Here is a 25,333-nt window from a genome sequence, read left to right on the forward strand (position 1 = left end):
CGCCTCAGCGCCGATGATAGTGCGGGTTCCCGTGTGAAAGTAGGTCATCGTCAGGCTCTTACAGCCCAAAAAGGCCCAACCATGACGGTTGGGCCTTTTTGCTTTTAGTGTAAGCACTGCGTTTTTGGAACTGCCGGGTCGCTCACTCAAGTGAATGGCTGGGAGCATCTGCTGAAGATATGCTTCGTCAGTGTTGACGAAGGATTCGTTGGTGTGCCATAATGCAAGGCTTCGCCCAAGACGGGAAGGCTGATGCCGGATCGAATCCTTGGTGCGGGGGATAACCCCGAAGTTTGACAGGTCTTTAAAATCTGTGCGATAATCTAAGGCTTCGCTGATCGCAGCGAGTCTGGCTCGAAATGAAGAATTTTGAGTGGGATCATTAAAAATATACAGCCGATAAGCGTGGGCGTTTGAGGCGAATTGCCAAGTTCTTCGGAACTGAGGCCGCAAGGCCTCTCAAATGCTCATGGAAATTGAAGTTCACTTCAATTCCGTTTATGAGCGAAAACTTCAAGATCGAACTATAGAGTTTGATCCTGGCTCAGATTGAACGCTGGCGGCATGCCTTACACATGCAAGTCGAACGGCAGCGCGGGAGCAATCCTGGCGGCGAGTGGCGAACGGGTGAGTAATACATCGGAACGTGCCCAATCGTGGGGGATAACGCAGCGAAAGCTGTGCTAATACCGCATACGATCTACGGATGAAAGCAGGGGACCTTCGGGCCTTGCGCGAATGGAGCGGCCGATGGCAGATTAGGTAGTTGGTGGGGTAAAGGCTCACCAAGCCGACGATCTGTAGCTGGTCTGAGAGGACGACCAGCCACACTGGGACTGAGACACGGCCCAGACTCCTACGGGAGGCAGCAGTGGGGAATTTTGGACAATGGGCGCAAGCCTGATCCAGCCATGCCGCGTGCAGGATGAAGGCCTTCGGGTTGTAAACTGCTTTTGTACGGAACGAAAAGGTCTCTTCTAATAAAGGGGGCTCATGACGGTACCGTAAGAATAAGCACCGGCTAACTACGTGCCAGCAGCCGCGGTAATACGTAGGGTGCAAGCGTTAATCGGAATTACTGGGCGTAAAGCGTGCGCAGGCGGTGATGTAAGACAGGTGTGAAATCCCCGGGCTTAACCTGGGAACTGCATCTGTGACTGCATTGCTGGAGTGCGGCAGAGGGGGATGGAATTCCGCGTGTAGCAGTGAAATGCGTAGATATGCGGAGGAACACCGATGGCGAAGGCAATCCCCTGGGCCTGCACTGACGCTCATGCACGAAAGCGTGGGGAGCAAACAGGATTAGATACCCTGGTAGTCCACGCCCTAAACGATGTCAACTGGTTGTTGGGGATTCATTTCTTCAGTAACGAAGCTAACGCGTGAAGTTGACCGCCTGGGGAGTACGGCCGCAAGGTTGAAACTCAAAGGAATTGACGGGGACCCGCACAAGCGGTGGATGATGTGGTTTAATTCGATGCAACGCGAAAAACCTTACCCACCTTTGACATGTACGGAACTTGCCAGAGATGGCTTGGTGCTCGAAAGAGAGCCGTAACACAGGTGCTGCATGGCTGTCGTCAGCTCGTGTCGTGAGATGTTGGGTTAAGTCCCGCAACGAGCGCAACCCTTGCCATTAGTTGCTACGAAAGGGCACTCTAATGGGACTGCCGGTGACAAACCGGAGGAAGGTGGGGATGACGTCAAGTCCTCATGGCCCTTATAGGTGGGGCTACACACGTCATACAATGGCTGGTACAAAGGGTTGCCAACCCGCGAGGGGGAGCCAATCCCATAAAACCAGTCGTAGTCCGGATCGCAGTCTGCAACTCGACTGCGTGAAGTCGGAATCGCTAGTAATCGTGGATCAGAATGTCACGGTGAATACGTTCCCGGGTCTTGTACACACCGCCCGTCACACCATGGGAGCGGGTTCTGCCAGAAGTAGTTAGCCTAACCGCAAGGAGGGCGATTACCACGGCAGGGTTCGTGACTGGGGTGAAGTCGTAACAAGGTAGCCGTATCGGAAGGTGCGGCTGGATCACCTCCTTTCTGGAAACTGCAGTTCAATTCAAACGTCCACACTTATCGGTTGTTGGAGGGTTGTCGCCCGGCGACTGAGGCATTTGGCCTGGCCCAAAGCGCCTTGGTGTGCTTCGGGTCTGTAGCTCAGTTGGTTAGAGCACCGTCTTGATAAGGCGGGGGTCGTTGGTTCGAATCCAACCAGACCCACCATCCATCCAGGTTTGGGGGATTAGCTCAGCTGGGAGAGCACCTGCTTTGCAAGCAGGGGGTCGTCGGTTCGATCCCGTCATCCTCCACCAAATACAAGCGAAGGCGTGCGTGTGGTACGCCTCAACAACAAAGCGGCTTGACGCGATAGGGCGTGAGGCTTTTTTGTTGTTGATCGAGATTGTTCGATCAATCGGCTGTTCTTTAAAAATTCATAGAGTCGAATCAGCGTTGTCGACGGAAAGAGCGAATTCGTAAAGGTTTTAGCTCACCGTGCCGTCGATGACATACTTGATTGCGTCAAACGAACTTCATCTTCGTCTGCAATGACGAAAATTGAAGACGGCATAACGCGCCAGGTGAAAGACCTGGCAATTCCTTGATGGGCTTTGGATCTCGTGAGAGACGTCAAAGTTATAGGGTCAAGTGAATAAGAGCACGTGGTGGATGCCTTGGCGATGATAGGCGACGAAGGACGTGATAGCCTGCGATAAGCTTCGGGGAGCTGGCAAATGAGCTTTGATCCGGAGATTTCCGAATGGGGAAACCCACCGAAAGGTATCGCACACTGAATACATAGGTGTGCGAGGCGAACCGGGTGAACTGAAACATCTCAGTAGCTCGAGGAAAAGACATCAACCGAGATTCCGAAAGTAGTGGCGAGCGAAATCGGAAGAGCCTGCTAGTGATAGCGCAGAACTTAGCAAAGCGGTCTGGAAAGGCCGGCCATAGTGGGTGATAGCCCCGTATGCGAAAAGATCTGTGTGGTACTGAGCTAGCGAAAAGTAGGGCGGGACACGTGTAATCCTGTCTGAATATGGGGGGACCATCCTCCAAGGCTAAATACTCATCATCGACCGATAGTGAACTAGTACCGTGAGGGAAAGGCGAAAAGAACCCCGGGAGGGGAGTGAAATAGATCCTGAAACCGCGTGCTTACAAAAAGTCGGAGCCCTTCGGGGTGACGGCGTACCTTTTGTATAATGGGTCAGCGACTTACATTCAGTGGCAAGGTTAACCGAATAGGGAAGCCGTAGAGAAATCGAGTCCGAATAGGGCGTTCGAGTCGCTGGGTGTAGACCCGAAACCAGGTGATCTATCCATGGCCAGGATGAAGGTGCCGTAACAGGTACTGGAGGTCCGAACCGACTAGTGTTGCAAAACTAGCGGATGAGCTGTGGATAGGGGTGAAAGGCTAAACAAACCTGGAAATAGCTGGTTCTCTCCGAAAACTATTTAGGTAGTGCCTCAAGTATTACCTTCGGGGGTAGAGCACTGTTTAGGCTAGGGGGTCATGGCGACTTACCAAACCTTGGCAAACTCCGAATACCGAAGAGTACAGCTTGGGAGACAGAGCACCGGGTGCTAACGTCCGGACTCAAGAGGGAAACAACCCAGACCGCCAGCTAAGGTCCCTAAAATTGGCTAAGTGGGAAACGAAGTGGGAAGGCTAAAACAGTCAGGATGTTGGCTTAGAAGCAGCCATCATTTAAAGAAAGCGTAATAGCTCACTGATCGAGTCGTCCTGCGCGGAAGATGTAACGGGGCTAAGCCAGTTACCGAAGCTGCGGATGCACAGTTTACTGTGCGTGGTAGGAGAGCGTTCTGTAGGCCTGTGAAGGTGGCTTGTAAAGGCTGCTGGAGGTATCAGAAGTGCGAATGCTGACATGAGTAGCGTTAAAGCGGGTGAAAAGCCCGCTCGCCGTAAGCGCAAGGTTTTCTACGCAACGTTCATCGGCGTAGAGTGAGTCGGCCCCTAAGGCGAGGCAGAGATGCGTAGCTGATGGGAAACAGGTCAATATTCCTGTACCGATGTGTAGTGCGATGTGGGGACGGATCCTAATAGGTCATCCAGGTGTTGGATGTCCTGGTTTAGCTGGATGTAGGCGACGGGTAGGCAAATCCGCCCGTCATATACCGAGGCCAGCGATCGAGCGAGCTTGCTCGCGAAGTGACTGAACGGGGTTCCAGGAAAAGCCACTAAGCTTCAGCTGCACACGACCGTACCGCAAACCGACACTGGTGCGCGAGATGAGTATTCTAAGGCGCTTGAGAGAACTCAGGAGAAGGAACTCGGCAAATTGACACCGTAACTTCGGGAGAAGGTGTGCCCTAGTAGTGTGAAGTGAACAACGGAGCATGAAAGGGTTGCAAGAAATCGGTGGCTGCGACTGTTTATTAAAAACACAGCACTCTGCAAACACGAAAGTGGACGTATAGGGTGTGACGCCTGCCCGGTGCTGGAAGATTAAATGATGGGGTGCAAGCTCTTGATTGAAGTCCCAGTAAACGGCGGCCGTAACTATAACGGTCCTAAGGTAGCGAAATTCCTTGTCGGGTAAGTTCCGACCTGCACGAATGGCGTAACGATGGCCACACTGTCTCCTCCTGAGACTCAGCGAAGTTGAAATGTTTGTGATGATGCAATCTCCCCGCGGAAAGACGGAAAGACCCCATGAACCTTTACTGTAGCTTTGTATTGGACTTTGAACAGATCTGTGTAGGATAGGTGGGAGGCTTTGAAGCGAGGACGCTAGTTCTCGTGGAGCCGACGTTGAAATACCACCCTGGTGTGTTTGAGGTTCTAACCTAGGCCCGTTATCCGGGCTGGGGACAGTGCATGGTAGGCAGTTTGACTGGGGCGGTCTCCTCCCAAAGCGTAACGGAGGAGTTCGAAGGTACGCTAGTTACGGTCGGACATCGTGACGATAGTGCAATGGCATAAGCGTGCTTAACTGCGAGACTGACAAGTCGAGCAGATGCGAAAGCAGGACATAGTGATCCGGTGGTTCTGTATGGAAGGGCCATCGCTCAACGGATAAAAGGTACTCTGGGGATAACAGGCTGATACCGCCCAAGAGTTCATATCGACGGCGGTGTTTGGCACCTCGATGTCGGCTCATCTCATCCTGGGGCTGTAGCCGGTCCCAAGGGTATGGCTGTTCGCCATTTAAAGAGGTACGTGAGCTGGGTTTAAAACGTCGTGAGACAGTTTGGTCCCTATCTTCCGTGGGCGCTGCAGATTTGAGGAAGCCTGCTCCTAGTACGAGAGGACCGGAGTGGACACACCTCTGGTGTATCGGTTGTCACGCCAGTGGCATTGCCGAGTAGCTAAGTGTGGAAGAGATAACCGCTGAAAGCATCTAAGCGGGAAACTCGTTTCAAGATGAGATCTGCCGGGGCCTCGAGCCCCCTAAAGAGTCGTTCTAGACCAGGACGTTGATAGGCAGGGTGTGGAAGCGCAGTAATGCGTTAAGCTAACCTGTACTAATTGCTCGTGCGGCTTGACCCTATAACTTTGATTTAAAATCAAGGCTTATGCCCAAACGTTGGGCGCAATCAAGTCACCCAACTGATTCAAGACTCTATGAATTCGCTGACCTGAACTCAAAAGCAGGTCGGCAACCCTTTATGCCTGATGACCATAGCGAGGTGGTCCCACTCCTTCCCATCCCGAACAGGACCGTGAAACGCCTCAGCGCCGATGATAGTGCGGGTTCCCGTGTGAAAGTAGGTCATCGTCAGGCTCTTACAGCCCAAAAAGGCCCAACCATGACGGTTGGGCCTTTTTGCTTTTAGTGTCCTATTAGGACTCAGCGGTGGAGTCCGAACTTCCCTCGTGTGCGGACCAATAGCCACGCCTCGTGTGCGTGCGTCTAGGCACTCATTGATTGGCCTCGTTATCGCCGGTCTCCAACGGTGCCATCTTGGCGGTTTGCGCTGTCAGCTGAATTGAGCCACGCCCGCTTGCAATAAATCTCTCCAGTCACGACTCCATGCGGCGGCGGCACTAATAGTCTGCGGTAGGCCTGTTCCCGACGCTGAATGTCATTGAGGCGGCACACACCCTTCTCCCTACAGACATCGCCCTGTCGACTTCCAGCCGTCGTCGCGCGGTCTGATCGGACGCCGTGAGCATGCGCAGCCTATGGCCGCTGAACGCGTGGCCTCCATATCGGACCTTAACCTTGGCAATTCACTGAAAAGTGCCTACTGCTCGCCGGTGAATGGACGCTCGACTACGCGAACGAGCAGGGAAAACCCTTATATTTGTGCGATGCAACATGTCATCGACATCCTTCGTAGTTCCTTCGGTGCCTATGGCTTCTTGCGGGTGCCGGGGGTGCACTCGCGCGCAGCTGAGGCCAGTTCGTCAAGGACGTCACCGGTCCTGGTGCCTATTCGCACGATCGGGCCTGGCGAGCGAGACAGCATCGCCGCTCATCTACTGGCGCTGGAGCCTCACGATCGATATCTACGCTTTGGCTATGCGGCATCAGACGAGCAGATCGTCAGGTACGTCGAGGGACTGAAGTTCGGGCATGACGAACTTCTGGGCATCTACAACCGGCGCCTGGAGCTCATTGCCATGGCACATCTGGCTTTTGCGCCCGCGGGCCAACCGAGCGAATGCGCCGAGTTTGGCGTCTCGGTCGCCAAGCACGCGCGTGGGCGCGGCTATGGGGCCAAACTGTTCGAGCGCGCGGGGGTCAGCGCACGAAACGCCGGCGTGCGGATGCTCTTCATCCACGCATTGTCGGAAAACGGCGCCATGCTCAGAATTGCCCGCAAGGCTGGCGCCAGCGTGGTGCGAAGCGGTTCGGAGGCGGAAGCCCACCTCGAGTTGCCAGAGCGGACGCTCGACAGCCGGATGAGCGAAATCGCGCTGGAGCATTTTGCGGAAGTCGACTTCCAACTCAAGTCGCGTGCGAAGCAATTCTGGAGCTTCCTTCAGGCGGTCCAGGAGGTGCGGAGCGGCGTTCAACAGGCGCGTTCAAAGTCGTCTGCCTGAGTTAAGGCAAACGCCTTGCTCCAGGGTGCTGTCGGATCGACCACTGCAATCCGCTATCCTTGCACCCTTCTTCACAACATTCGCCCTCAAGCAGTGGCAGACCCACACCCTGAACGCCCCGGCAACGAGCGGGAAGACAAGCGCAGCTTTTTTCAGCGGCTCGTAGAGTTCATCAATCCCGGCCCCGATTCGCGCGACGAGCTTATCGAGACGTTGGCCGAGGCCGAAGACAACGACATCATTGGCGCGGATTCGCGCGTGATGCTCGAAGGCGTGCTGCGCATGGCCGACATGACCGCGGGCGACGTGATGGTCGCGGCGCCGCGCATGGATCTGGTCAACATCGACGAGGCGTACGAGGACCTGTTGCACTTGGTCATCGACACAGCGCACTCGCGGTTTCCCGTCTATGAGGGCGACAAGGAAAACATCATCGGGATCCTGCTGGCCAAGGACCTCTTGAAGCTCCAGCGTGCCCCCAACCTGAGTATTCGCGCTCTGCTGCGGCCTCCCACCTTCGTGCCCGAGAGCAAGGGCCTGAACGATCTGCTGCGCGAATTTCGGGGAAACCGCAACCACTTGGCCATCGTGATCGACGAGTTCGGTCGAGTGGCCGGCCTCATCACGATCGAAGATGTGCTCGAGCAGATCGTGGGCGAGATCGAGGACGAGTTCGACATCATCGAGGACGAGGGCGACATCTTCGGCCTTGCCGATCACACGTATCGTGTGTCGGGCGACACGCCCGTCGAAAGAGTGGCCGAGGCCTTTGCCATTGCGTTCAATGAAGAGCAGTTGAGCGAAGACTTCGAAACCATTGGCGGCCTGATCGCCCATGAGATGGGTCACGTGCCCAAGCGCGGCGAACGCCACAGCATCGGCGGCTTCGATTTTGTCGTGCTGCACACCAAGGGTGGCGCAGTCCGCTGGTTCAAGGTGTCTCCGTCTCAGGGCGGCGACGCAGCCGATTGATTTCTTCGCGCTGGTTCCAGTTGATGCTGATGGTCGTGGCCGGCCTGGGCCAGGCCATGAGCATTGCGTCGCCTTGGGACGGGCAGCCCCAATGGTGGCTGCAGATGGCCACACTGGGCGTTCTGGCATGGCGGCTCGAACGCATCAACGCGCAGCGAGATGGTTCGCGTGACTGGCGCAGTGGCGCGCTCGCTGCATGGCTCTTTGCCGCTGCTTGGTTGACCGGCACGACGTGGTGGCTCTTCATCTCGATGCACACCTACGGCGGATTGCCGGCCGCCATGGCGGCTGTCGCAGTGCTCGCGTTGTCGGCTGCGCTGTCGCTTTACTACGGCGTGGCGGGAGCGCTTCAGGTCCTTTGGGCGCCCCGGCGTCCTGCGGCAAGGGCCGCGCTCTTCGCTGCAGCGTGGCTACTGGCGGAACTGCTGCGAAACACATGGTTTACCGGCTTCCCGTGGGGTGCAGGTGGCTACGCGCATCTGGATGGCCCACTCATGGCTTTCGCGCGCGACGTCGGCGTCTATGGCGTTGGAGCGTTGTCTGCCTTCATCGTTGCCATCGTTGCCGCGTGGCTTTCGAACCCTGAAAGGGCGCGGTCGGTGCGGCGCCCAGCAGCATGGGCCGCACCATTGGCCCTGGTGGTCTTCCTCGGGTGGGGCGGGTACGAGTCTCATTGCATCAGCACGCAATGCAAGCCAGCCGACGCGCCCGATCCGCTCAGCGCCGGACGCATCCGCGCGCAGCTCCTTCAGGGCAACATTCCGCAGGACGAGAAATTTGTTCCGAGCGGTGGCATCGCCACCGCACTGCAGTGGTACGGCGAAAAGCTCCAGGCGACAGAGGCACCGCTGGTCATAACACCCGAGACTGCGATCCCTCTGTTCCCTTCGCAATTGCCAGCCGGCTATCTCGATGCCATCACCGCCAGATTCTCCAATGGTGCGCAAGCGGCGATCGTCGGCATTCCGCTGGGCGGCGGAAGCGACTACACCAATTCAGTGTTGGGGCTGCTGCCGGGTCATGTGCCCCGCTATCGCTATGACAAGCACCATCTCGTGCCCTTTGGCGAGTTCGTGCCATCCATGTTCCGCTGGTTCACCGACCTGATGAACATCCCCCTGGGGGACTTCCGGCGCGGTGGCCTGGCGCAGCCGTCCCTCCATTGGCAGGGCCAGCGCATCGCTCCAAACATTTGCTACGAAGACTTGTTCGGCGACGAAATCGGCGCCAACTTCCGCGACGAGGCCACTGCGCCGACCGTACTGCTCAATGTGAGCAACATCGCCTGGTTCGGCAACAGCATCGCCATCGACCAGCACGAAGCCATCTCCCGGATGCGCGCGATCGAGTTCGACCGGCCAATGCTGCGCGCGACCAACACCGGGGCCACTGTGGCCATTGACCATCGTGGGCGCGTCACGCACGCCATACCGCGCATGACGCGCGGTGTGCTCGATGTGGAAGTGGAAGGCCGCAACGGCCTGACGCCCTATGCGCGCTGGGTCTCGCGCTTCGGCCTGTGGCCGCTCTGGATCGTCGCTTTGGCTGTTTGTGCCGCCGCGGCGCTGGCCGCGCGTATCAGGCGCTGACGGGCCAATCCCGCAGCTTGCCGGGATTGAGCAGCGACAGCGGGTCGAAGCGCTTTTTCATCGCAACCACTTCCGGCGGAAGCGGCCCGCCAGCCTTGCCGTCTTCCACCACGAACACGTGCGGATTGTTGATGCGCACGCCCGCCTCGCGGTGCAGCCGCATGATCTCGTCAAGACGCTCCTCCGTCGTGAAGCGAACCAACTGCAGTGCGCTGCAACTGATCCGGCCGTCGAGGCCGCGAAGGAACTCGGCGTGCATCAGCACTTCGCCGGCAAAGCGCGCCTCCATCTCGCGGATCTGCTGCACATGCTGTCCTGGGACGAACGAGCTCTGCAGGTAGGTCAAAGACTTGTCGATCTTCAGGGCGTGCAGCGTCGTGTGGTTCCAGGTGAACTCCATCAGCGTGCGATTGCTCTTGCGCACTTCCTCGGCCGTCTTGCGATAGCTCACGCGCCCGGCGTGCACAGCCACCATCTCCTGCAGCGGTTCTTCACAGGACTCGGCGACCAGCGAGAGCACGGCGTGGCAGCCCTTGGGCAGAAATTCGGCCAGCTGGCCGAGGTGGTCGGGCACCGGACTGCCGAAGAACGCCACTTCGCGCTTGATGATGCCGGGCGCATTGGCCAGGGCATCGCCAAATGACAAGGCCGAATCAAAGTCCTCGAACACCACCAGCGTTTCCAGCCAGGGATGGGCTGGCGAAAGGCCGACTTCCAGCTCGAGCACCAGGCCGTTGGTGCCCCACAGGTGATGCATGCGCATTGCTTCGGCGCCACGCAGTTCCACGACCTGTGGCTCCGGCTCGATCGTCATCGCGCGGATGCCTAGTACGTTCCCGCTGGCCCCCAGGGGGCCGTAGTTGATCGAGCCCACGCCGCCGAAGCCGCCGCCGAACAGGCCGCCCAGCGTCGCGCTGCGATAGGTCGAAGGCATGCAGCGCAATTCCTGTCCGGTTTCCTGCACCTGCTTCTCGAGCGCGCCCAGGCGAATGCCGGCTTGCGCCCGCGCCACGCCGGGGCGAACCCAGATGCTGGCGTTGTAGGCGCTCATGTCGAGCACCACGCCGCCGGCCAGCGGCGTGGTCTGCCCGTAGTTGCCGGTGCCGCTGCCCCGCAGCGTGATCGGCACGCGTCGACGCGCGCAGGCGGAGACGAACTGGCGGATCTCTTCTTCGGTGCGCGGACGGACGACGGCATCCGCAACCTTGTCCTTCAACTGCCGATGGAGTACCGGACTGAACCAGGCGAAATCCTGCGACAAGCGGGCAATGCGGCTCGCGTCGGTGATCCAGTCGAGATCCGGCAGCTCCAACTGCAATTGCTCGATCGGCGAAAGAGGTGCGTTCATGGGCGTATCAATCCTGTGAGAGTTCGCTCGCATGCCAGGAGCCCAATGCCACGCGCGTGAGCCAGGCCATCAGTACGAACAGTGCAACGCCTGCCAACGAAATCAGCAGCAGCGCCGCGAACATGCGGGGAATGTTGAGTTGGAAGCCTGCCTGCAGGATCTGGTAGGCCAGTCCAGCGCCTTGGCCGCCCGTGCCAGCGACGAACTCAGCCACCACAGCCCCGATCAGCGCGAGCCCGCTGGAGATGCGCAGACCGCCGAAGAAATACGGCAGCGCGCTCGGAATGCGCAGTCGCACCAGCTGTTGCCAGCGCGTTGCATGGTTGAGCTTGAAGTAGGCCTGCAGATCGGGGTCGACGCTGCGCAGGCCGAGCGTGGTGTTGCTGATGATCGGAAAGAGCGCCACCAGCGCGGCGCACACCACCATCGCGGCAGTGGGATTGCGCACCCAGATGATGATGAGCGGCGCGACCGCGACGATGGGCGTCACCTGCAGCAGCACGGCATAGGGAAACAGCGCGGTTTCGATGCGCTTGCTCTGCACGAACAGGAAGGACACCAGCACGCCGACGACCGTGGCCAGTACGAACGACAGCACCGTCACCTTCAAGGTCGTCAGAAGCGCCATGCCCAGCGGTGCCCAGTCGGTCACCAGCGTCTGCATCATCAGATAGGGAGATGGCACGAGGTAGGGCGGCAACTCCATGATGGTGACCATCGCCTGCCACAGGCCGAGCAGCACCAGGCCCACGGCCAGCGGGTAGAGCACGCGCTGCACGTTCGGCCGGGCGAACAGCGGCGTTTGCGGTTTTGCCGGCTTCGACTTGCCCGGGGGCGTCGTGAGCGTGGCCGACGGCGTTGCAGCGAGCACTTGTGCCGCGCGGCCTTGCGTTGCTGAAGTTGGATGGGCGGCAGGTTTCACGGTGGCTCCGGCGGGGCTGTGTGCGGCAACGCTGCTCATGCTGTTTCCTCCGCTTCGTTGAGGCTGCTGGCACGCATCAGGCTGTCCTGCAGGCGCTTCGCGTGACGCGCGAATTGCGGCGACACCATGAAGTCGGCGTTGCGCGGATAGGGCTCGTCGATGATGAATTCCTCCACCACCCGACCGGGCCGCGCGGCCATCATCACGACGCGGCTGGACAGGAAGACCGCCTCGTGGATCGAGTGCGTGACGAAGATGACGGTGAGCTTCTTCTTGCGCCACAGCTCGAGCAGATCGGCGTCCAGCTTGTGGCGCGTGATCTCGTCCAGGGCTCCGAAGGGCTCGTCCATCAGCAGCAGGTCGGGTTCGGTGACCAGGCCGCGAGCGATCGACACGCGCATCTGCATGCCGCCGGACAGCGCGCGAGGCAGGGCGCTCGCGAACTTCGACAGTCCCACCAACGCCAGCGCATCGGCGACGCGTGCGTCGGCTTCCTTGCGTGGGACGCCGGCCAGGTCCAACGGCAGCCGGACGTTGGTCTGAACGCTGGCCCACGGCATGAGCGTCGGCGCCTGGAAGACGAACGCCATCTTGCGACCGGTCTGCTCGATCTGCTGGACCGGACGGCGCCACAGCAGCAGGCGTCCGTCGGTGGGTTCGAGCATGCCAGCCACCATCTTGAGCAGCGTGCTCTTGCCGCAGCCCGAAGGTCCAAGCAGGGTGATGAATTCGCCTTCGGCGATTCGAAGGTCGACCGGCAGCAACGCCTGCGTGCCGTCGGGGTAGGTCTTTTCAGCCGACAGGACTTCGACGGCGGCAGGCGCACTGCTGGCGTCCAGATGGGGCGCGAAGACTTCGGATTCGGTGGCGGTCATGGGAGCCTTTCGATGGTGGCGAGGCAAGTGGTCTGCGAGTCGCCGGAGCCTGTGTCAGGGCGTGAGGACGCTTGCGCGCGAGGGGGAAAAGCGGGCAAGGCCACGAGGACCCGGCCCGCGCGACGGTCAGGGCAGGACCTTGGCGTTTTTCACGAACGCGGTCGTGTAGGTGTCGGCCAGCTTGACCTTGGCCGGGTCCAGCAGCTTGGCTTCGACCAGGAAGTCGTAGTTCGCCTTCGAGCGCTCGTCGGTGATGATGCCGATGCCGCTCTTGACCGCGTCGCCGCTCGTGATCAGGCCCACTTCCTTGAGCTTGGCCACGCTGTAGGCGAGTTGGTCGTCGCTCATGTTCGGGTTGTCCTTCTTGATCAGCGCATTCCCGGGCGCGGGGTCGGCCAAGTAGCTCTTCCAGCCTTCTGCAGTCGCCTTGACGAACGATTCGACGGCCTTGGCGCGATCCTTGAGCGTCTTGTCCATGCACGAGACGGTGGTGGCGTACGACGAATAACCGAAGTCGCTGAACATCAGCGTATTGGCCTTCACGCCCGCCTTCTGGATGGCGTAGGGCTCGGACGTCAGGTAACCCTGCTGCGCCGAGTTCTTGTCGGCCACGAAGGGCTGGATGTTGAAGGTGTAGGGGCGCGTCTGCGAATCCGACAGGCCGAACTTCATCTTCAGCCACGGCCAGTAGCCTCGATTGGCGCTGTTGGCGATCAGGATGGTCTTGCCCTTGAGCTCGGCCAGCGACTTGACGTCCTCGTGGGCGATCATGACCTGCGGGTCTTTCTGGAAGTAGGCCGCCACCGTGGTCACCGGCAGGCCGCCCTCGCGCATCTGCATGACCTGGATGTCGCTGGAGCCCATGATGCAGTCGGCCTGGCCGGCGGCCATCATCTGGGCGATGTTGACCTGCGGGCCGCCCATCTTGATCGTGACGTCCAGCCCGTACTTCTTGTAGATGCCGGTGGCGACCGCCTGGTAGAAGCCGCCGTGCTCGGCCTGGGCATACCAGTTGGTCATGTACGTGAATTTCTCTTCGGCGTGAGCCGTTGCGCCGATGCCGAGCGCAAGCGCGGTGGCGGCAGCCAGGGGAGCGATTCGATGGGCGATGGTCTTGCGCATGGTTTCTCCTCGAAGTGGGCGCGTTGGTTGAAAAAGGTCGGGTCGAAGCAGTCAGCTGCCCAGGGCCGTGCCCTGGACCGATTGAATGAAGCCGTTGTGGTGGCCGCGCTCCCATGTGGGCTCGTCGCGCACCACCCAGCGCAGGGCGAACAGCTCGGTCAGCGCCTGGGCCCAGCTGTCGGCCAGCGTGTCCAGGATCTCCTGGCCCTGCTCGCGCGTGGCGCTGGTCGGATCGCCGATCACGCCGCTCGGCCCGAAGTCGCGGGCCGTCCAGGCGCATGCGGGGCGGCCATCGCCCGAGAGCAGCTTGATCGGGAATGCGGGCGGATAGTTGGCGACGGCGCGCTCCATGTGAACGGTCTCCGGCGCCAGCGCCAGCATCAGCGCCGTCTCGGAATGGCCGGCGTGCATGGCCAGCTTCTTCTCCTGCTCGCTGACCTGCTTGCTGGCCGCGCTGGGCAGGCGTGAGACGCCATGCGGCACCACGACGAAATCGCCATGGCGCAGCCGCAGCTCGCGCGCCGCCATCTCCAGCACCTGCGGCTGCCCGCCGTGGCCGTTGGCGAACACCAGCTTTCTGAAGCCGCTCCGATAGACCGACTCACCGATTTCCGTCACCGTCGAAAGCAGCGTCGTGCCGGTCAGCGTCATGGTTCCCGGAAAGTGCAGATGCTCTTCCGACTTGCCGTAGGTGATCGGTGGCAGCGCGAAGGCACGCACCTCCGCCGGCAGGCGATTCAGCGCGGCGCCCATCACGCCGGAAGAGATCACGCTGTCCACCGAGCAGGGCAGGTGCGGGCCGTGCTGCTCGATCGCGCCGCAGGGCAGCACGATCACGGTGTTTTCCTTGTCGGGCAGTTGGTCGATCTCGCTCCAGCTCAGGTAGGGCAGGAAACGGTGCGGGGGGATGTAGCCGTGAAGCATGGGGTTCCTTGTGCTGGGGACGGATCAGGCGAAGCGCGCCATCGCATGGCCCACGCGATGCATGAAGCGCTTGAGTTGCGACTCGGTCGCCACGTTCATGTGGTAGTGGGCGTGGTAGTCCACGCGGGCCTGCGCCGCAGTCAGGCGCTTCATGTAGCGCGTGACGATCTTTCGAGGGGGATCGCCCATGTACCAGGCCATCCAGCGCGGACGGCCATAGGTCACCACCGCGCTGATGCGCTTGATGTTGGTGAGCATGGGCTTGACGTTGGCCGGATCGCTGATGTCGAAGGCCACGCCGGGCATCAGCAGCCGGTCGAACCAGCCCTTGAGCATGGCGGGCAGGCCGAAGCACCAGGTCGGGAAGCAGAAGACGATGGCCTCGGCACGCTGCAGCCGGTCGATGTGGCCCTGCACCTTCTCGCGGTTGCTGGGCACTTCGTGATAGCCCAGGCGCTCCTCCCGCGACATGACGGGGTTGAACTGCTCGGCATACAGATCCCAGTCGTCCACGTCGTGGCCGGCTGCACGCAGGTTGCGCAGCACTTCCTGGTGCAGGGCGGCATGAAAACTGGTTTCTACCGGGTGGCAATAGACGACGAGCACTCGCATGGTGTGTTCTTGACCGCTTAATCAGAGCAAGTGGTCAGGTTATGCAAGCGTCGTGCCAGCCGCAGGCTGGGCGATGGGCACCGAATTGGGGATTGCGTCTGTGTTCCGCCCAGGCCAAAGGCCTCGGTGGAGCGGGAGCGCGCGTCGAGCGGCGCGTGCGGCTGGTTCAGCCCGGCGGCTTGATCCCGCACCCCAGCAGGGTGAACGCGATCAACTCACGCGCGACCGGTTCGCGGTCGACCGTGGCTTCTTCGGGCAGGCCGCCCATTGCACGCACTTGCAGCGCATAGTCGGCGTGGTACTGGGTCATGGCCCAGATGTGCTGCAGCAGAAGGCGGGCATCCAGCGGGCGCATCAGGCCGCGGGCAATCCAGCCATTGATCACGTCGATCTTCTTTTGCGTCCACTGGCGCGACATCGGCCAGTAGCGCTCCAGGTTGCGCCCGCCGTCGAGCACCTCGCGGGTGAAGATGCGCGACATCTCCGGCTTGTCGAACGCATGGTCGAGCTTCTGCCGGATGTAGCCAGCCAGCACGCGGCCGGGATCGCTGGAGCCTTCGTCGAAGGAGAACACCACTTTCCAGTCGTGCAGCACCTGCATCAGCAACTCGGCATACAGCTCTTCCTTGCCGGCGATGTAGTAGTGCAATTGCGGCTTGGTCAGCCCGGCGCGGTCGGCGATGCCCTGGGTCGACGTGCCCTTGAGGCCGTGCAGGCTGAACTCGGTGATTGCCGCCGCACGGATGGCCGCCATGATGCGTTCGCGACCCGGTCGGCTGCGCGACAGAGGCCCTTCGGGAGCGGGCAGGTCAGGCAGCGCGGAATCGACGGCAGGTGCTTTCATGGCTTGGGCGGAGGCTGGCCGCGACATCGAAGATGCGCCCCGCCAGTGTGCCGATGGTAGCGCTCGCGCCCCGCCTCTTAAAATGGCCGGTTCGTCGCGCCGCCGGCCCCTTCCGCCGCGGACGTCCACCTGGCACAGGCCGACCATGCTGACCTTCCAACAAATCATTCTTACCCTGCAGTCGTACTGGGACGCCCAGGGCTGCGCACTCCTGCAACCGTACGACATGGAAGTGGGAGCGGGCACTTCGCACACCGCGACGTTCCTGCGAGCGCTCGGCCCGGAGCCGTGGAAGGCCGCCTACGTGCAGCCCAGCCGCCGCCCCAAGGACGGCCGCTACGGCGAAAACCCCAATCGCCTGCAGCACTACTACCAGTACCAGGTGGTGCTCAAGCCGGCGCCGGCCAACATCCTCGAGCTGTATCTGGGCTCGCTCGAAGCGCTGGGCTTCGACCTCAAGAAGAACGACATCCGCTTCGTCGAAGACGATTGGGAGAACCCCACCCTCGGCGCCTGGGGCCTGGGCTGGGAGGTCTGGCTCAACGGCATGGAAGTGACGCAGTTCACCTATTTCCAACAGGTGGGCGGCATCGACTGCAAGCCCATCACCGGCGAGATCACCTACGGCCTGGAACGCCTGGCCATGTACCTGCAAGGCGTGGACAACGTCTACAACCTCAAATGGACCGAGGGCTTGAGCTACGGCGATGTCTACAAGCAAAACGAGGTGGAGCAGTCCACCTACAACTTCGAGCATTCCGACGCCGAGTTCCTGTTCACCGCCTTCGCCGCGCATGAAAAGCAGGCCAAGCACCTGATGCAGGCGCAACTGGCGCTGCCGGCTTACGAGCAGGTGCTCAAGGCCGCCCACAGTTTCAATCTGCTGGACGCGCGCGGCGCCATCAGCGTGACCGAACGCGCCGCCTACATCGGCCGCATCCGCAATCTGGCGCGCAGCGTGGCGCAGAGCTATTACGACAGCCGGGAACGCCTGGGCTTTCCGATGGCGCCGCGCGAATGGGTCGCGCAGATTCCGCAGAAGAAGGCGGCCTGAGCCATGAGCAATTCCATGACGACGAAATCCCTGCTGGTCGAACTCTTTGTCGAAGAACTGCCGCCCAAGGCGCTGCGCAAGCTGGGCGAAGCATTCGCTGGCGTGCTGCGCGAGCAACTCGTTGCGCAGGGACTGGCCGACGGCACTTCGGTGCTGACCGCGTTCGCCTCTCCACGCCGGCTGGCCGCGCACCTGACGCATGTGGCCGCCGTTGGCGCCGACAAGGCCGTGTCGCAAAAGCTCATGCCCGTCTCGGTCGGCATCGGCGCGGACGGGCAGCCCACACCTGCACTGCTCAAGCGACTGGCCGGCCTGGGTGCGGACGCATCGGCCGTCGCCGGCCTCAAGCGCGCGATGGACGGCAAGGCCGAAGCCCTGTTCTTCGAAAGCACTGCCAAGGGCGCCACGCTGGCCGAGGGCCTGCAGAAGGCGTTGGCCGAAGCCATCGCCAAGCTGCCCATTCCGAAGGTCATGAGCTACCAGCTCGAAAGCGGCTGCGAGCTGCCCGGCTGGACCAGCGTCAGTTTCGTGCGCCCCGCGCATGGACTGGTCGCGCTGCATGGCAGCGAGGTGGTATCGGTGGGCGCGCTGGGGCTGAATGCCGGACGTGAGACGCACGGCCATCGCTTCGAAGCCGCCGTCGATCCGGTCGTGCTGCGCGACGCCGACAGTTATGCGCTGCAACTGCTCGACGACGGCGCCGTCATCGCCGGCTTCGAGGCGCGCCGCGCCGAGATCGCACGCCAGCTTGCCGCAGCCGCGGTGCAGGTGGGCGGCGGCTGCCAGCCCATCGACGACGACGCGCTGCTCGACGAAGTGACGGCGCTGGTCGAACGTCCCAACGTGCTGGTGTGCGAGTTCGAAAAGGAATTTCTCGACGTGCCGCAGGAGTGCCTCATCCTCACGATGAAGGCCAACCAGAAGTACTTCCCGCTGCTCGATGCCACCGGCAAGCTGACCAACAAGTTCCTGGTCGTCAGCAACATCAGCCCGCAGGACGCGAGCGCCGTCATCGGCGGCAACGAGCGCGTGGTGCGCCCGCGCCTGGCCGATGCCAAATTCTTCTTCGACCAGGACCGCAAGAAGACGCTGGCCTCGCGCGTCGAGTCGCTCGACAAGGTGGTCTATCACAACAAGCTGGGCACCCAGGGCGAGCGCGTCGGACGCGTCATGCGCATCGCGCGCGGCATTGCCGAATCGATGGGCGACGCGGATCTGGCTCGCCACGCCACGCAGGCGGCGCAGCTGGCCAAGGCCGATCTGGTCACCGATATGGTGGGCGAGTTCCCAGAACTGCAAGGCACCATGGGGCGCTACTACGCGCTGCATGATGGCCTGGACAAGTCGGTGGCAGACGCCATCGAAGATCACTACAAGCCGCGTTTTGCCGGCGACACGCTGCCGCGCGGCGACGCCGGTGTCGTCGTCGCGTTGGCCGACAAACTCGAAACGCTGTCGGGCATGTTCGGCATCGGCAACCTGCCTTCGGGGGACCGCGATCCCTTTGCGCTGCGTCGCCACGCGCTCGGCGTGATCCGCATGCTGATCGAGAAAAAGTTGCCGCTCGACCTGCGCGAGCTTCTGTCGCTGACGGCCGGGCAATTCAACGGCATTGCCGACTTCGACGCAGCCCGCGCGGTGGATGCGCTGCAGGACTTCATCTTCGACCGCCTGTCCGGCCTTCTGCGCGAGCAGGGCGCCAGCGCCCAGGAGGCCGAGGCGGTGCTGGCTTCGCGTCCGCAGCGACTGGCGCAGGTGCCCGCGCTGCTGGCGGCGGTCCGCGCGTTCGCTCAACTCGGCGAGGCGCCCGCACTGGCCGCGGCCAACAAGCGCATCGGCAACATCCTGAAGAAGTCGCCCGAGGCCGACGCCCACGTCAATACCGCCCTGTTGCGCGAGCCGGCCGAGGCAGCGCTGTTCGAGGCGATGCAGGCTGTCGTGCCCAAGGCCGACGCGCAGTTCGACGCTGGCGACTACACCGGTTCGCTGCAGACCCTGGCCGCTTTGCGCGCGCCGGTCGATGCCTTCTTCGACGGCGTGATGGTCAATGCCGAAGAGGCAGACCTTCGCCTCAATCGACTCGGCCTCTTGTCCAAGCTGCATGCCGCCATGAACCGCGTGGCTCAGCTCGACAGGTTGGCCACTTGAGGCGGGCTGCCCCATGAGCGCTGCCATGAAGATCGTCATCCTCGATCGCAACGGCACGATCAACGTGCACCGCGAAGACTTCGTCAAGAGCGATGTCGAATGGACGCCGCTGCCCGGCGCCTTGGAGGCCATCGCGCGGCTCAATCATGCTGGCTGGCGCGTGGTCATCGCGTCCAACCAGTCGGGTTTGGGCCGGGGGCTGTTCGACATGGCGTCGCTCAATGCCATGCACGCCAAGATGCACAAGATGCTGTCCGCCGTGGGTGGCCGCATCGACGCGGTCTTCTTCTGCCCGCATGCGCCGGACGAAGGCTGCCAGTGCCGCAAACCCGCGCCCGGCCTGTTCCTGCAGATTGCCGAGCGCTATGGCGTCGATTTGGTCGGCATGCCCACCGCCGGCGACAGCCTGCGCGACCTGCAGGCCGGGCACGCGGTGGGCTGCGAGCCGCATCTGCTGCTCACCGGCATGGGCGAGGCGTGCCGCGGCGTGGATCCGCTGCCGCCCGAATACCCTCCGGGCACCCGCGTTCATGCCGATCTCGGCGCCTTCGTCGACTTCCTGCTCGCCCGCGAACTGCAGGCGCAGGCCGATGCGGCGGCCAAGGGCTGATCGGCCCAGAACCTCTTACTTCCTTCATCTCCGATGTCCCTGATCCGCTCCATCATCCATGCGCTTTGGATGCTCGTCACTGTCGTGCCCTGGGCCATCATCATGCTGGTCGCCTCGATCTGGCGGCGCGGCATTCCGCTGTACTGGATGGCGGTGCGCTGGCTGCGTTGGGCCATCGACGGTGCCCGCGTCATCATGGGCATCCGCACGCGGGTCACGGGCATGGAAAACCTGCCCACCGACAAGCTCGCGGGGGCGGTGCTGCTGGTCAAGCACCAGTCCACTTACGAAACCTTCCTGATGCCTACGCTCATGCCGCATCCGCTGGCGTTCGTCTTCAAGAGGGAATTGATCTACGTGCCCTTCTTCGGCTGGGCCATGGCGCGGCTCGACATGATCCACATCGATCGCAGCCAGCGGTCGCAGGCATTCAACAAGGTGGTCGCGCAGGGCAAGCGCCTGCTCGAGCAGGGCATCTGGATCATCATGTTTCCCGAAGGCACGCGCATTCCGCGCGGGCAGGCCGGGCAGTACAAATCGGGCGGCACGCGGCTGGCGGTGGAAACCGGCGCGCCGGTGATCCCGGTCGCGGTCACCTCGGCCAAGGTCTGGCCGCGCAAGGCGTTCATCAAGCGGCCGGGCGTGGTGGATGTGTCCATCGGCAAGCCCATTCCCAGCGTGGGACGCAAGCCCGACGAACTCATGCGCGAAGTCGAGGCCTGGATCGAGGCCGAAATGCGCCGCCTCGACCCCGAGGCGTATCGCTGACGGGCGATCCCGCCTGATGAATGATGGGCACAATCGCCCCATGCTCCGCGCGCTGCAGCAACTGACCCTGGACTTGTTCGGCGAAGCGCCGCCCACACAGCCTGCGCCCGATGCAGCGCGGACCAACGGCGCACCGACATCGCCCACCAAAGAGCAAGCGCCGCCATCGCCGTCCGCAGTGGCCGATCTGCAAGCCGCCCCGGCGATGCCTTTGGCCGATGCAATGGCGCCGGCCCGCTTCACCCATCCACGTGCGAGCCGGCAGGCGCGCCTGGGCCACGCCTTTGTCGACTACGAGTTCACCCGCGTGCAGCGCAAGAGCATCGGCTTCGTCGTTGCGCCGGAGGGTTTGAGCGTGCGCGCACCACGCTGGATCCCGCTGCGCGACGTGGACACCGCTTTGCAGGAGAAGGCCGACTGGATCGTGCGCAAGCTCGGCGAGATGCGCGAGCGCCAGCAGCGTCAGGAGTCGCAGCGCATCGAATGGCGCGACGGCGCGGTCTTTCATTTCCTGGGCGAGCCGATTACCGTGGTGCTGGATTCTGCGCACGGTGCCGGCGGCGCCATGCTCGATGCCGGTGCCGACGGCAGCGGACGTGTGCTGCGACTGCCGCTCGCGCGGCATGCCGGCAGCGCCCAGGTGCGCGACGCCGCGCAAGCCTGGCTGATGCGGCAGGCGCGGCGCATCTTCATCGAACGGCTGGATCATTTCGCGCCGCTGCTGGGCGTCGCCTGGAAGAAGGTGTCGCTGACCAACGCCAGCACGCGCTGGGGCAGTGCCAGCGCCGACGGCACCATCCGCCTGCACTGGCGCCTCGTGCATCTGCGCATGCCGGTCATCGACTATGTGGTGGCCCACGAACTGAGCCATCTGCGCGTGATGGATCACAGCCCCCGTTTTTGGGAGACGGTCGAAAGCGTCATGCCGGACTACGCGCTGCTGCGCCGCCAGCTCAAGGAAACCACGATGCCGCGCTGGGCCTGAACCCGGAGGCTCGAAGCAGGCGCCACCGCGAGGAGGCGGTGATGCTGGCAGGCCGCTGCGCCTAAGCCAGTGCCGAAGGGTCCGGGGCCGCCGATCGGCGCTGCCGAGTTGGTTTCTGGCGCCCTAGATGCGCGGCAATCTGGCCCAGCTTGCGCAAGCCTTCTTCCACGTCCGGGCCGAAGGGCCAGCCGCAGTTGATGCGCACGAAGTGGTCGAAGCGCTCGGAGTTGCTGAAGAGCGCGCCGGGCGCCACCAGGATCTGTTCGGCCAACGCAGCGTCGCACAGGTCCTGGCCTGAAATGCCGTCGGGCAGCTCCACCCAAAGCTGAAGGCCTCCGGGCGGCAGGTTCATCCGCGTGCCGGTGGGAAAGTGGCGGGCGATGGCCTCTGCCGTGCGCTCGCGCTGTTCGGCAAGGGCGCTGCGCAAGCGGCGCAGGTGCCGGTCGTAGGCGCCCGTGCCCATGAACTGCGCCACGCCCACCTGCGCCAGGCCTTCGTTGTTGCGCGTCTGGGCGTACTTGAGCATTTCTACCCGTGCCTGCCAGCGGCCGGCCGCCATCCAGCCCAGCCTCAGGCCAGGCGCCAGGATCTTGTGCAGCGAGGCGCAGTGGATCACCCGACCGCTGCGGTCCCAATGCTTGATGGCCCGCGGCGGCGTGGCCGCGTCGACCAGGGCGGTGTAGGTGTCGTCCTCGATCAAGGCGATGTCGCGCGCCTCGCACATCTGCACGAGCCGCTCCTTGTGCGCATCGGGCATCAGGCTGCCCAGCGGATTCTGGAGGTGAGGCACGACCACCACCGCGCGGATGTCGGGGTAGGCCTGCAGCGCCAGGTCGAGCGCTTCGAGCGACAGGCCGGTGCGCGGACTGGTCGGGATCTCCAGCGCGCGCAGCCCCAGGCTTTCGAGCACCTGCAGCAGGCCGTAGAAGGTGGGCGACTCCACCGCCACCGTATCGCCCGCCTGGGCCACGGCGCGCAGCGCCAGGTTGAGCGCCTCGATGCAGCCGTTGGTGACGAGCACGTCGTCCGGCGCCAGCGTCATGCCGCTGGCCAGCGCTCGGCGGGCGAGCACCGATCGGAACACGGCATCACCGCGCTGTTGGGGTGCCGAGGTGAGCAGTTGCGGGCGCTCGCGCAATGCCTTTGAAAGTGCGACGCGCAGTGGCTCGCCCGGATAGAGCTGCGGAGCGGCCCGGGCGATCGAGAAATTGAGCTTGACCGATTGCGCGCGCCGGTTCGCCACGAAGGCCGATACGCGGGCATGGATGCCGACGTACTGTGCCGGATCGGGCGCGCGGTGCACCGCTGGCTCGGCCATGGGCGCCAAAGCCAGGCGCGCCGGCTGGCGTACGAAATAGCCTGAGCGCTCGCGCGCCTCCAGCCAGCCAGCGCTTTCCAGCTCGCGGCACAACTGCAGCGCCGTGGAAAGGCTGATCGAATGCGTGCGCATCAGGCTGCGCAGCGACGGCATGCGCTGCCCGCGCGCCAATGTGCCGGCGCGAATGGCGTCGAGGTAGTGCGCCGCCAGGCGCTTGTAAAGGGCAGGGGTTTCCATCTTCGGGGCGGACCTGGACGCCGCATGGTGGCGCGGATGCATCGGCCCGAACAGATGCAGATCCGCCGCGAAAGGACCATAACAGACGCGTGCGCGCCGCGTCTGCTTCGCTGCAACGACTTCGTTCTGTGCCTTATCGGCCAGCCTGCGCATTCCTACGATTGAAGCCATGTTCTTCCCTTGCAGGAGCAGTGCCATGACCTCGACCGAATCGCCCTTGTTCACCACCCGCGCGCTGACCGCCGAAGCGGGCCAAACCTTGCTGGTGCCGGTGGCGGCCGGTACGTTCATCCAGCTGACGCAGGGCAGCGTGCAGCTGACGCAGTCACCGCGATGGTTGGCCGAGACCATGTTTTGGGCCGACGTCCGGCTTGGCGAGGGCGAGGCCCACCAAGTGGCGCAATCCGGATGGTTGTCGCTGCGGGTCCTGGGCGACGGTGCAGCGCAGTGGCTGCAGCATGAGCCCGCGCCGATCCGGGTTCGCGCGGCGCGGCAACTGCGCGCGCTGGTGCAGGCGCTGCGCAGGGCAGGGCGCTACGCGCTGGGCGGCGCCAACTTCGCCAGCAAGGCGGCGCGGCGTTCCAGGCTTTCCGCTGGCCAGATCTCCGAAGCCTTGTAGTACTGGGGCATGACCGGCGTACCGGCGGGCAACTGCACCCAAGGCTGCTTGGACTCGGTGAAGATGTGCACCTGCGGAGGCAGCGCATCGGGGTTGTCCAGCGTGCCCACCCGCACAAAACTCACCGCGGTGCCAAAGCCGGCGTAGTGGCTCCAGAGCGCGCCGCGGCAGCGCTGGCAGCGTGCGATCTTCTGGCCCTTGCCGCTGAGCGAGGGTGTATCGACCATGTCGATGTCGCCCTGCAGCAGCGACACGCGGTCACTTTCGATCATCGCGTTGATGACGAAGGCGCTACCGGTTTCTCGCTGGCACCAGCGGCAATGGCAGCAGTTCACGAACAGCGGTGAACTGGCCAGGCGGTAGCGCACTTGTCGGCAGGTGCATCCGCCCTCGTAGGGGGCGGTCGGTGGCGCAACGCTGTCTTCTTGTGACATGGGGCGTCCTTGCATGGATGGCCCCCGATTCTGAGTGAAGCGGTCTGCGCCGTGTTGCTATTCGCCGCGCGTGTGGATCACGCCGCCATCCACCACCAGCGTCGAGCCCATCACGTAGTCGCCCGCACGGGAGGCCAGGAAGATGGCGGCGCCGGCCATGTCCTCGGGCTCGCCGATGCGCCCGGCAGGAATGCGCTTGGCCACCTCGTCGCCATGGTCGCGCGCAGTGCGGTTCATGTCGGAAGCGAAGGCGCCCGGTGCGATGGCGCTCATCACGATGCGGTCCTGGGCCAGTCGCGTGGCCATGCGGCGGGTGAGGTGGATCAGCCCCGCCTTGCTGGCGGCATACGAATAGGTCTCCAGCGGGTTGACCGCAATGCCGTCGATCGAGGCGATGTTGATGACCTTGGCAAGATGGTCGGTCGCTGCCGCCTTGAGCATGGGCGTGAGCGCCTGCGTGAGGAAGAAGGGCGTCTTGAGGTTCAGGTCGACGACCTTGTCCCATCCGCTTTCGGGGAAGGTCTCGTACGCGGCGCCCCATGCGGCGCCGGCGTTGTTCACGAGGATGTCCAGCGTCTTCTCGTGCTTTTGCAGTTGGGCTACGAGGGCCTGGACACCTTCGAGCGTCGAAACGTCGCCAGGCAGCGAGACGCACTGGCCCAGCGCCGACATTTCGCGGGCCGCCGCGTCGCAGGCTTCGGCCTTGCGCGCCGTGATGTAGACGCGCGCGCCCTGGGCCAGGAAGCCTTCGGCGATCATGCGGCCGATGCCGCGCGAGCCGCCTGTGATGAGGGCGCTGCGGCCCTTGAGCGAAAAGAGTTGGCTGGTGTCCATGCCTGTTGTCTCCTGAAGGATCGAAGGCCGGAGCTTAAGTGCGCAAGGTGGCCGGATGGCGTCACATTGGCGCCAGTCGGGCATGGCCGGGTCG

Annotated in this window: 20 protein-coding genes, 2 tRNA genes and 3 rRNA genes; 14 read left to right on the forward strand and 11 right to left on the reverse strand. The window is 62.7% G+C overall.

Annotated features, from left to right (window positions below; all coding sequences use genetic code 11):
* Positions 1–453 (reverse strand): hypothetical protein (locus tag QTH91_RS00005; protein ID WP_286657988.1); only part of this gene is annotated, 453 nt, incomplete at its 3' end.
* Between the two features lie 68 nt (positions 454–521).
* Between QTH91_RS00005 and QTH91_RS00010 the strand changes: the two genes are divergently transcribed.
* From QTH91_RS00010 to lnt, 8 genes are all read left to right on the forward strand, one after another.
* Positions 522–2,052 (forward strand): 16S ribosomal RNA (locus QTH91_RS00010).
* A gap of 106 nt (positions 2,053–2,158) precedes the next feature.
* Positions 2,159–2,235: transfer RNA gene (locus QTH91_RS00015), tRNA-Ile, on the forward strand.
* Between the two features lie 13 nt (positions 2,236–2,248).
* Positions 2,249–2,324 (forward strand) — tRNA-Ala (locus tag QTH91_RS00020).
* Positions 2,325–2,652: 328 nt separating this feature from the next.
* Positions 2,653–5,524, forward strand: a 23S ribosomal RNA gene (locus QTH91_RS00025).
* A gap of 122 nt (positions 5,525–5,646) precedes the next feature.
* A 5S ribosomal RNA gene (rrf, locus tag QTH91_RS00030) occupies positions 5,647–5,759 on the forward strand.
* Together the 16S, 23S and 5S rRNA genes with 2 tRNA genes alongside form the textbook arrangement of a ribosomal RNA operon.
* Positions 5,760–6,289: 530 nt before the next feature.
* On the forward strand, positions 6,290–7,024 hold the full coding sequence (locus tag QTH91_RS00035) for a GNAT family N-acetyltransferase (RefSeq protein WP_286657989.1): 735 nt from the start codon (positions 6,290–6,292) through the stop codon (positions 7,022–7,024).
* 93 nt (positions 7,025–7,117) lie between these two features.
* A complete protein-coding gene (locus tag QTH91_RS00040; protein WP_286657990.1) occupies positions 7,118–7,996 on the forward strand; it encodes a CorC family transporter in 879 nt (292 codons plus the stop codon).
* Positions 7,997–8,019: 23 nt separating this feature from the next.
* Positions 8,020–9,585: an apolipoprotein N-acyltransferase gene (gene lnt, locus QTH91_RS00045; protein ID WP_286659569.1), complete on the forward strand. Its 1,566-nt coding sequence runs from the start codon at positions 8,020–8,022 to the stop codon at positions 9,583–9,585.
* On the opposite strand, the gene QTH91_RS00050 is transcribed toward lnt, so the two are convergent.
* The 7 genes from QTH91_RS00050 to QTH91_RS00080 form a co-directional block, all read right to left on the reverse strand.
* Positions 9,575–10,933 (reverse strand): FAD-binding oxidoreductase, encoded by a 1,359-nt coding sequence (locus QTH91_RS00050; RefSeq protein ID WP_286657991.1) that lies wholly within the window; start codon positions 10,931–10,933, stop codon positions 9,575–9,577. The genes lnt and QTH91_RS00050 overlap by 11 nt on opposite strands.
* A 7-nt stretch (positions 10,934–10,940) precedes the next feature.
* Entirely contained in the window at positions 10,941–11,894 is a 954-nt protein-coding gene (locus tag QTH91_RS00055; RefSeq protein WP_286657992.1) for an ABC transporter permease, read from the reverse strand.
* Positions 11,891–12,730 (reverse strand): ABC transporter ATP-binding protein, encoded by an 840-nt coding sequence (locus QTH91_RS00060; RefSeq protein ID WP_286657993.1) that lies wholly within the window; start codon positions 12,728–12,730, stop codon positions 11,891–11,893. The genes QTH91_RS00055 and QTH91_RS00060 overlap by 4 nt, the downstream gene beginning before the upstream one ends.
* 126 nt (positions 12,731–12,856) lie before the next feature.
* Positions 12,857–13,852 (reverse strand): ABC transporter substrate-binding protein, encoded by a 996-nt coding sequence (locus QTH91_RS00065; protein WP_286657994.1) that lies wholly within the window; start codon positions 13,850–13,852, stop codon positions 12,857–12,859.
* Between the two features lie 51 nt (positions 13,853–13,903).
* The gene (locus tag QTH91_RS00070; protein ID WP_286657995.1) at positions 13,904–14,776 is read right to left on the reverse strand and encodes a creatininase family protein; all 873 of its coding nucleotides are present in this window, start codon (positions 14,774–14,776) and stop codon (positions 13,904–13,906) included.
* Between the two features lie 24 nt (positions 14,777–14,800).
* The gene (locus tag QTH91_RS00075) at positions 14,801–15,388 is read right to left on the reverse strand and encodes an NAD(P)H-dependent oxidoreductase (RefSeq protein WP_286657996.1); all 588 of its coding nucleotides are present in this window, start codon (positions 15,386–15,388) and stop codon (positions 14,801–14,803) included.
* Between the two features lie 166 nt (positions 15,389–15,554).
* On the reverse strand, positions 15,555–16,232 hold the full coding sequence (locus QTH91_RS00080; protein WP_286657997.1) for a TetR/AcrR family transcriptional regulator: 678 nt from the start codon (positions 16,230–16,232) through the stop codon (positions 15,555–15,557).
* 145 nt (positions 16,233–16,377) lie between these two features.
* Between QTH91_RS00080 and glyQ the strand changes: the two genes are divergently transcribed.
* From glyQ to QTH91_RS00105, 5 genes are read left to right on the forward strand one after another with little or no spacing between them, the layout of a single operon-like run.
* A complete protein-coding gene (gene glyQ, locus QTH91_RS00085) occupies positions 16,378–17,286 on the forward strand; it encodes a glycine--tRNA ligase subunit alpha (protein ID WP_286657998.1) in 909 nt (302 codons plus the stop codon).
* 15 nt (positions 17,287–17,301) lie between these two features.
* A complete protein-coding gene (glyS, locus tag QTH91_RS00090; RefSeq protein WP_286657999.1) occupies positions 17,302–19,434 on the forward strand; it encodes a glycine--tRNA ligase subunit beta in 2,133 nt (710 codons plus the stop codon).
* Between the two features lie 25 nt (positions 19,435–19,459).
* On the forward strand, positions 19,460–20,044 hold the full coding sequence (gmhB, locus tag QTH91_RS00095; RefSeq protein ID WP_286658000.1) for a D-glycero-beta-D-manno-heptose 1,7-bisphosphate 7-phosphatase: 585 nt from the start codon (positions 19,460–19,462) through the stop codon (positions 20,042–20,044).
* Positions 20,045–20,077: 33 nt separating this feature from the next.
* The gene (locus QTH91_RS00100; protein WP_286658001.1) at positions 20,078–20,812 is read left to right on the forward strand and encodes a lysophospholipid acyltransferase family protein; all 735 of its coding nucleotides are present in this window, start codon (positions 20,078–20,080) and stop codon (positions 20,810–20,812) included.
* Between the two features lie 40 nt (positions 20,813–20,852).
* Positions 20,853–21,797, forward strand: a complete 945-nt coding sequence (locus QTH91_RS00105; RefSeq protein WP_286658002.1) for a M48 family metallopeptidase — start codon at positions 20,853–20,855, stop codon at positions 21,795–21,797.
* A gap of 61 nt (positions 21,798–21,858) precedes the next feature.
* On the opposite strand, the gene QTH91_RS00110 is transcribed toward QTH91_RS00105, so the two are convergent.
* Positions 21,859–23,352 (reverse strand): aminotransferase-like domain-containing protein, encoded by a 1,494-nt coding sequence (locus tag QTH91_RS00110; protein ID WP_286658003.1) that lies wholly within the window; start codon positions 23,350–23,352, stop codon positions 21,859–21,861.
* Between the two features lie 196 nt (positions 23,353–23,548).
* Here QTH91_RS00110 and QTH91_RS00115 point away from each other — a divergent pair, with 196 nt between their 5' ends.
* Complete coding sequence (locus tag QTH91_RS00115; protein ID WP_286658004.1) at positions 23,549–23,971, forward strand: hypothetical protein; 423 nt, start codon at positions 23,549–23,551, stop codon at positions 23,969–23,971.
* Here QTH91_RS00115 and QTH91_RS00120 read toward each other — a convergent pair.
* Positions 23,887–24,405: a GFA family protein gene (locus QTH91_RS00120; RefSeq protein ID WP_286658005.1), complete on the reverse strand. Its 519-nt coding sequence runs from the start codon at positions 24,403–24,405 to the stop codon at positions 23,887–23,889. The genes QTH91_RS00115 and QTH91_RS00120 overlap by 85 nt on opposite strands.
* Positions 24,406–24,462: 57 nt before the next feature.
* Positions 24,463–25,239: an SDR family oxidoreductase gene (locus tag QTH91_RS00125; RefSeq protein ID WP_286658006.1), complete on the reverse strand. Its 777-nt coding sequence runs from the start codon at positions 25,237–25,239 to the stop codon at positions 24,463–24,465.
* Positions 25,240–25,333 lie beyond the last annotated feature (94 nt).

It is taken from the genome of Variovorax dokdonensis (assembly GCF_030316895.1).
Classification (GTDB): domain Bacteria; phylum Pseudomonadota; class Gammaproteobacteria; order Burkholderiales; family Burkholderiaceae_C; genus Variovorax; species Variovorax dokdonensis.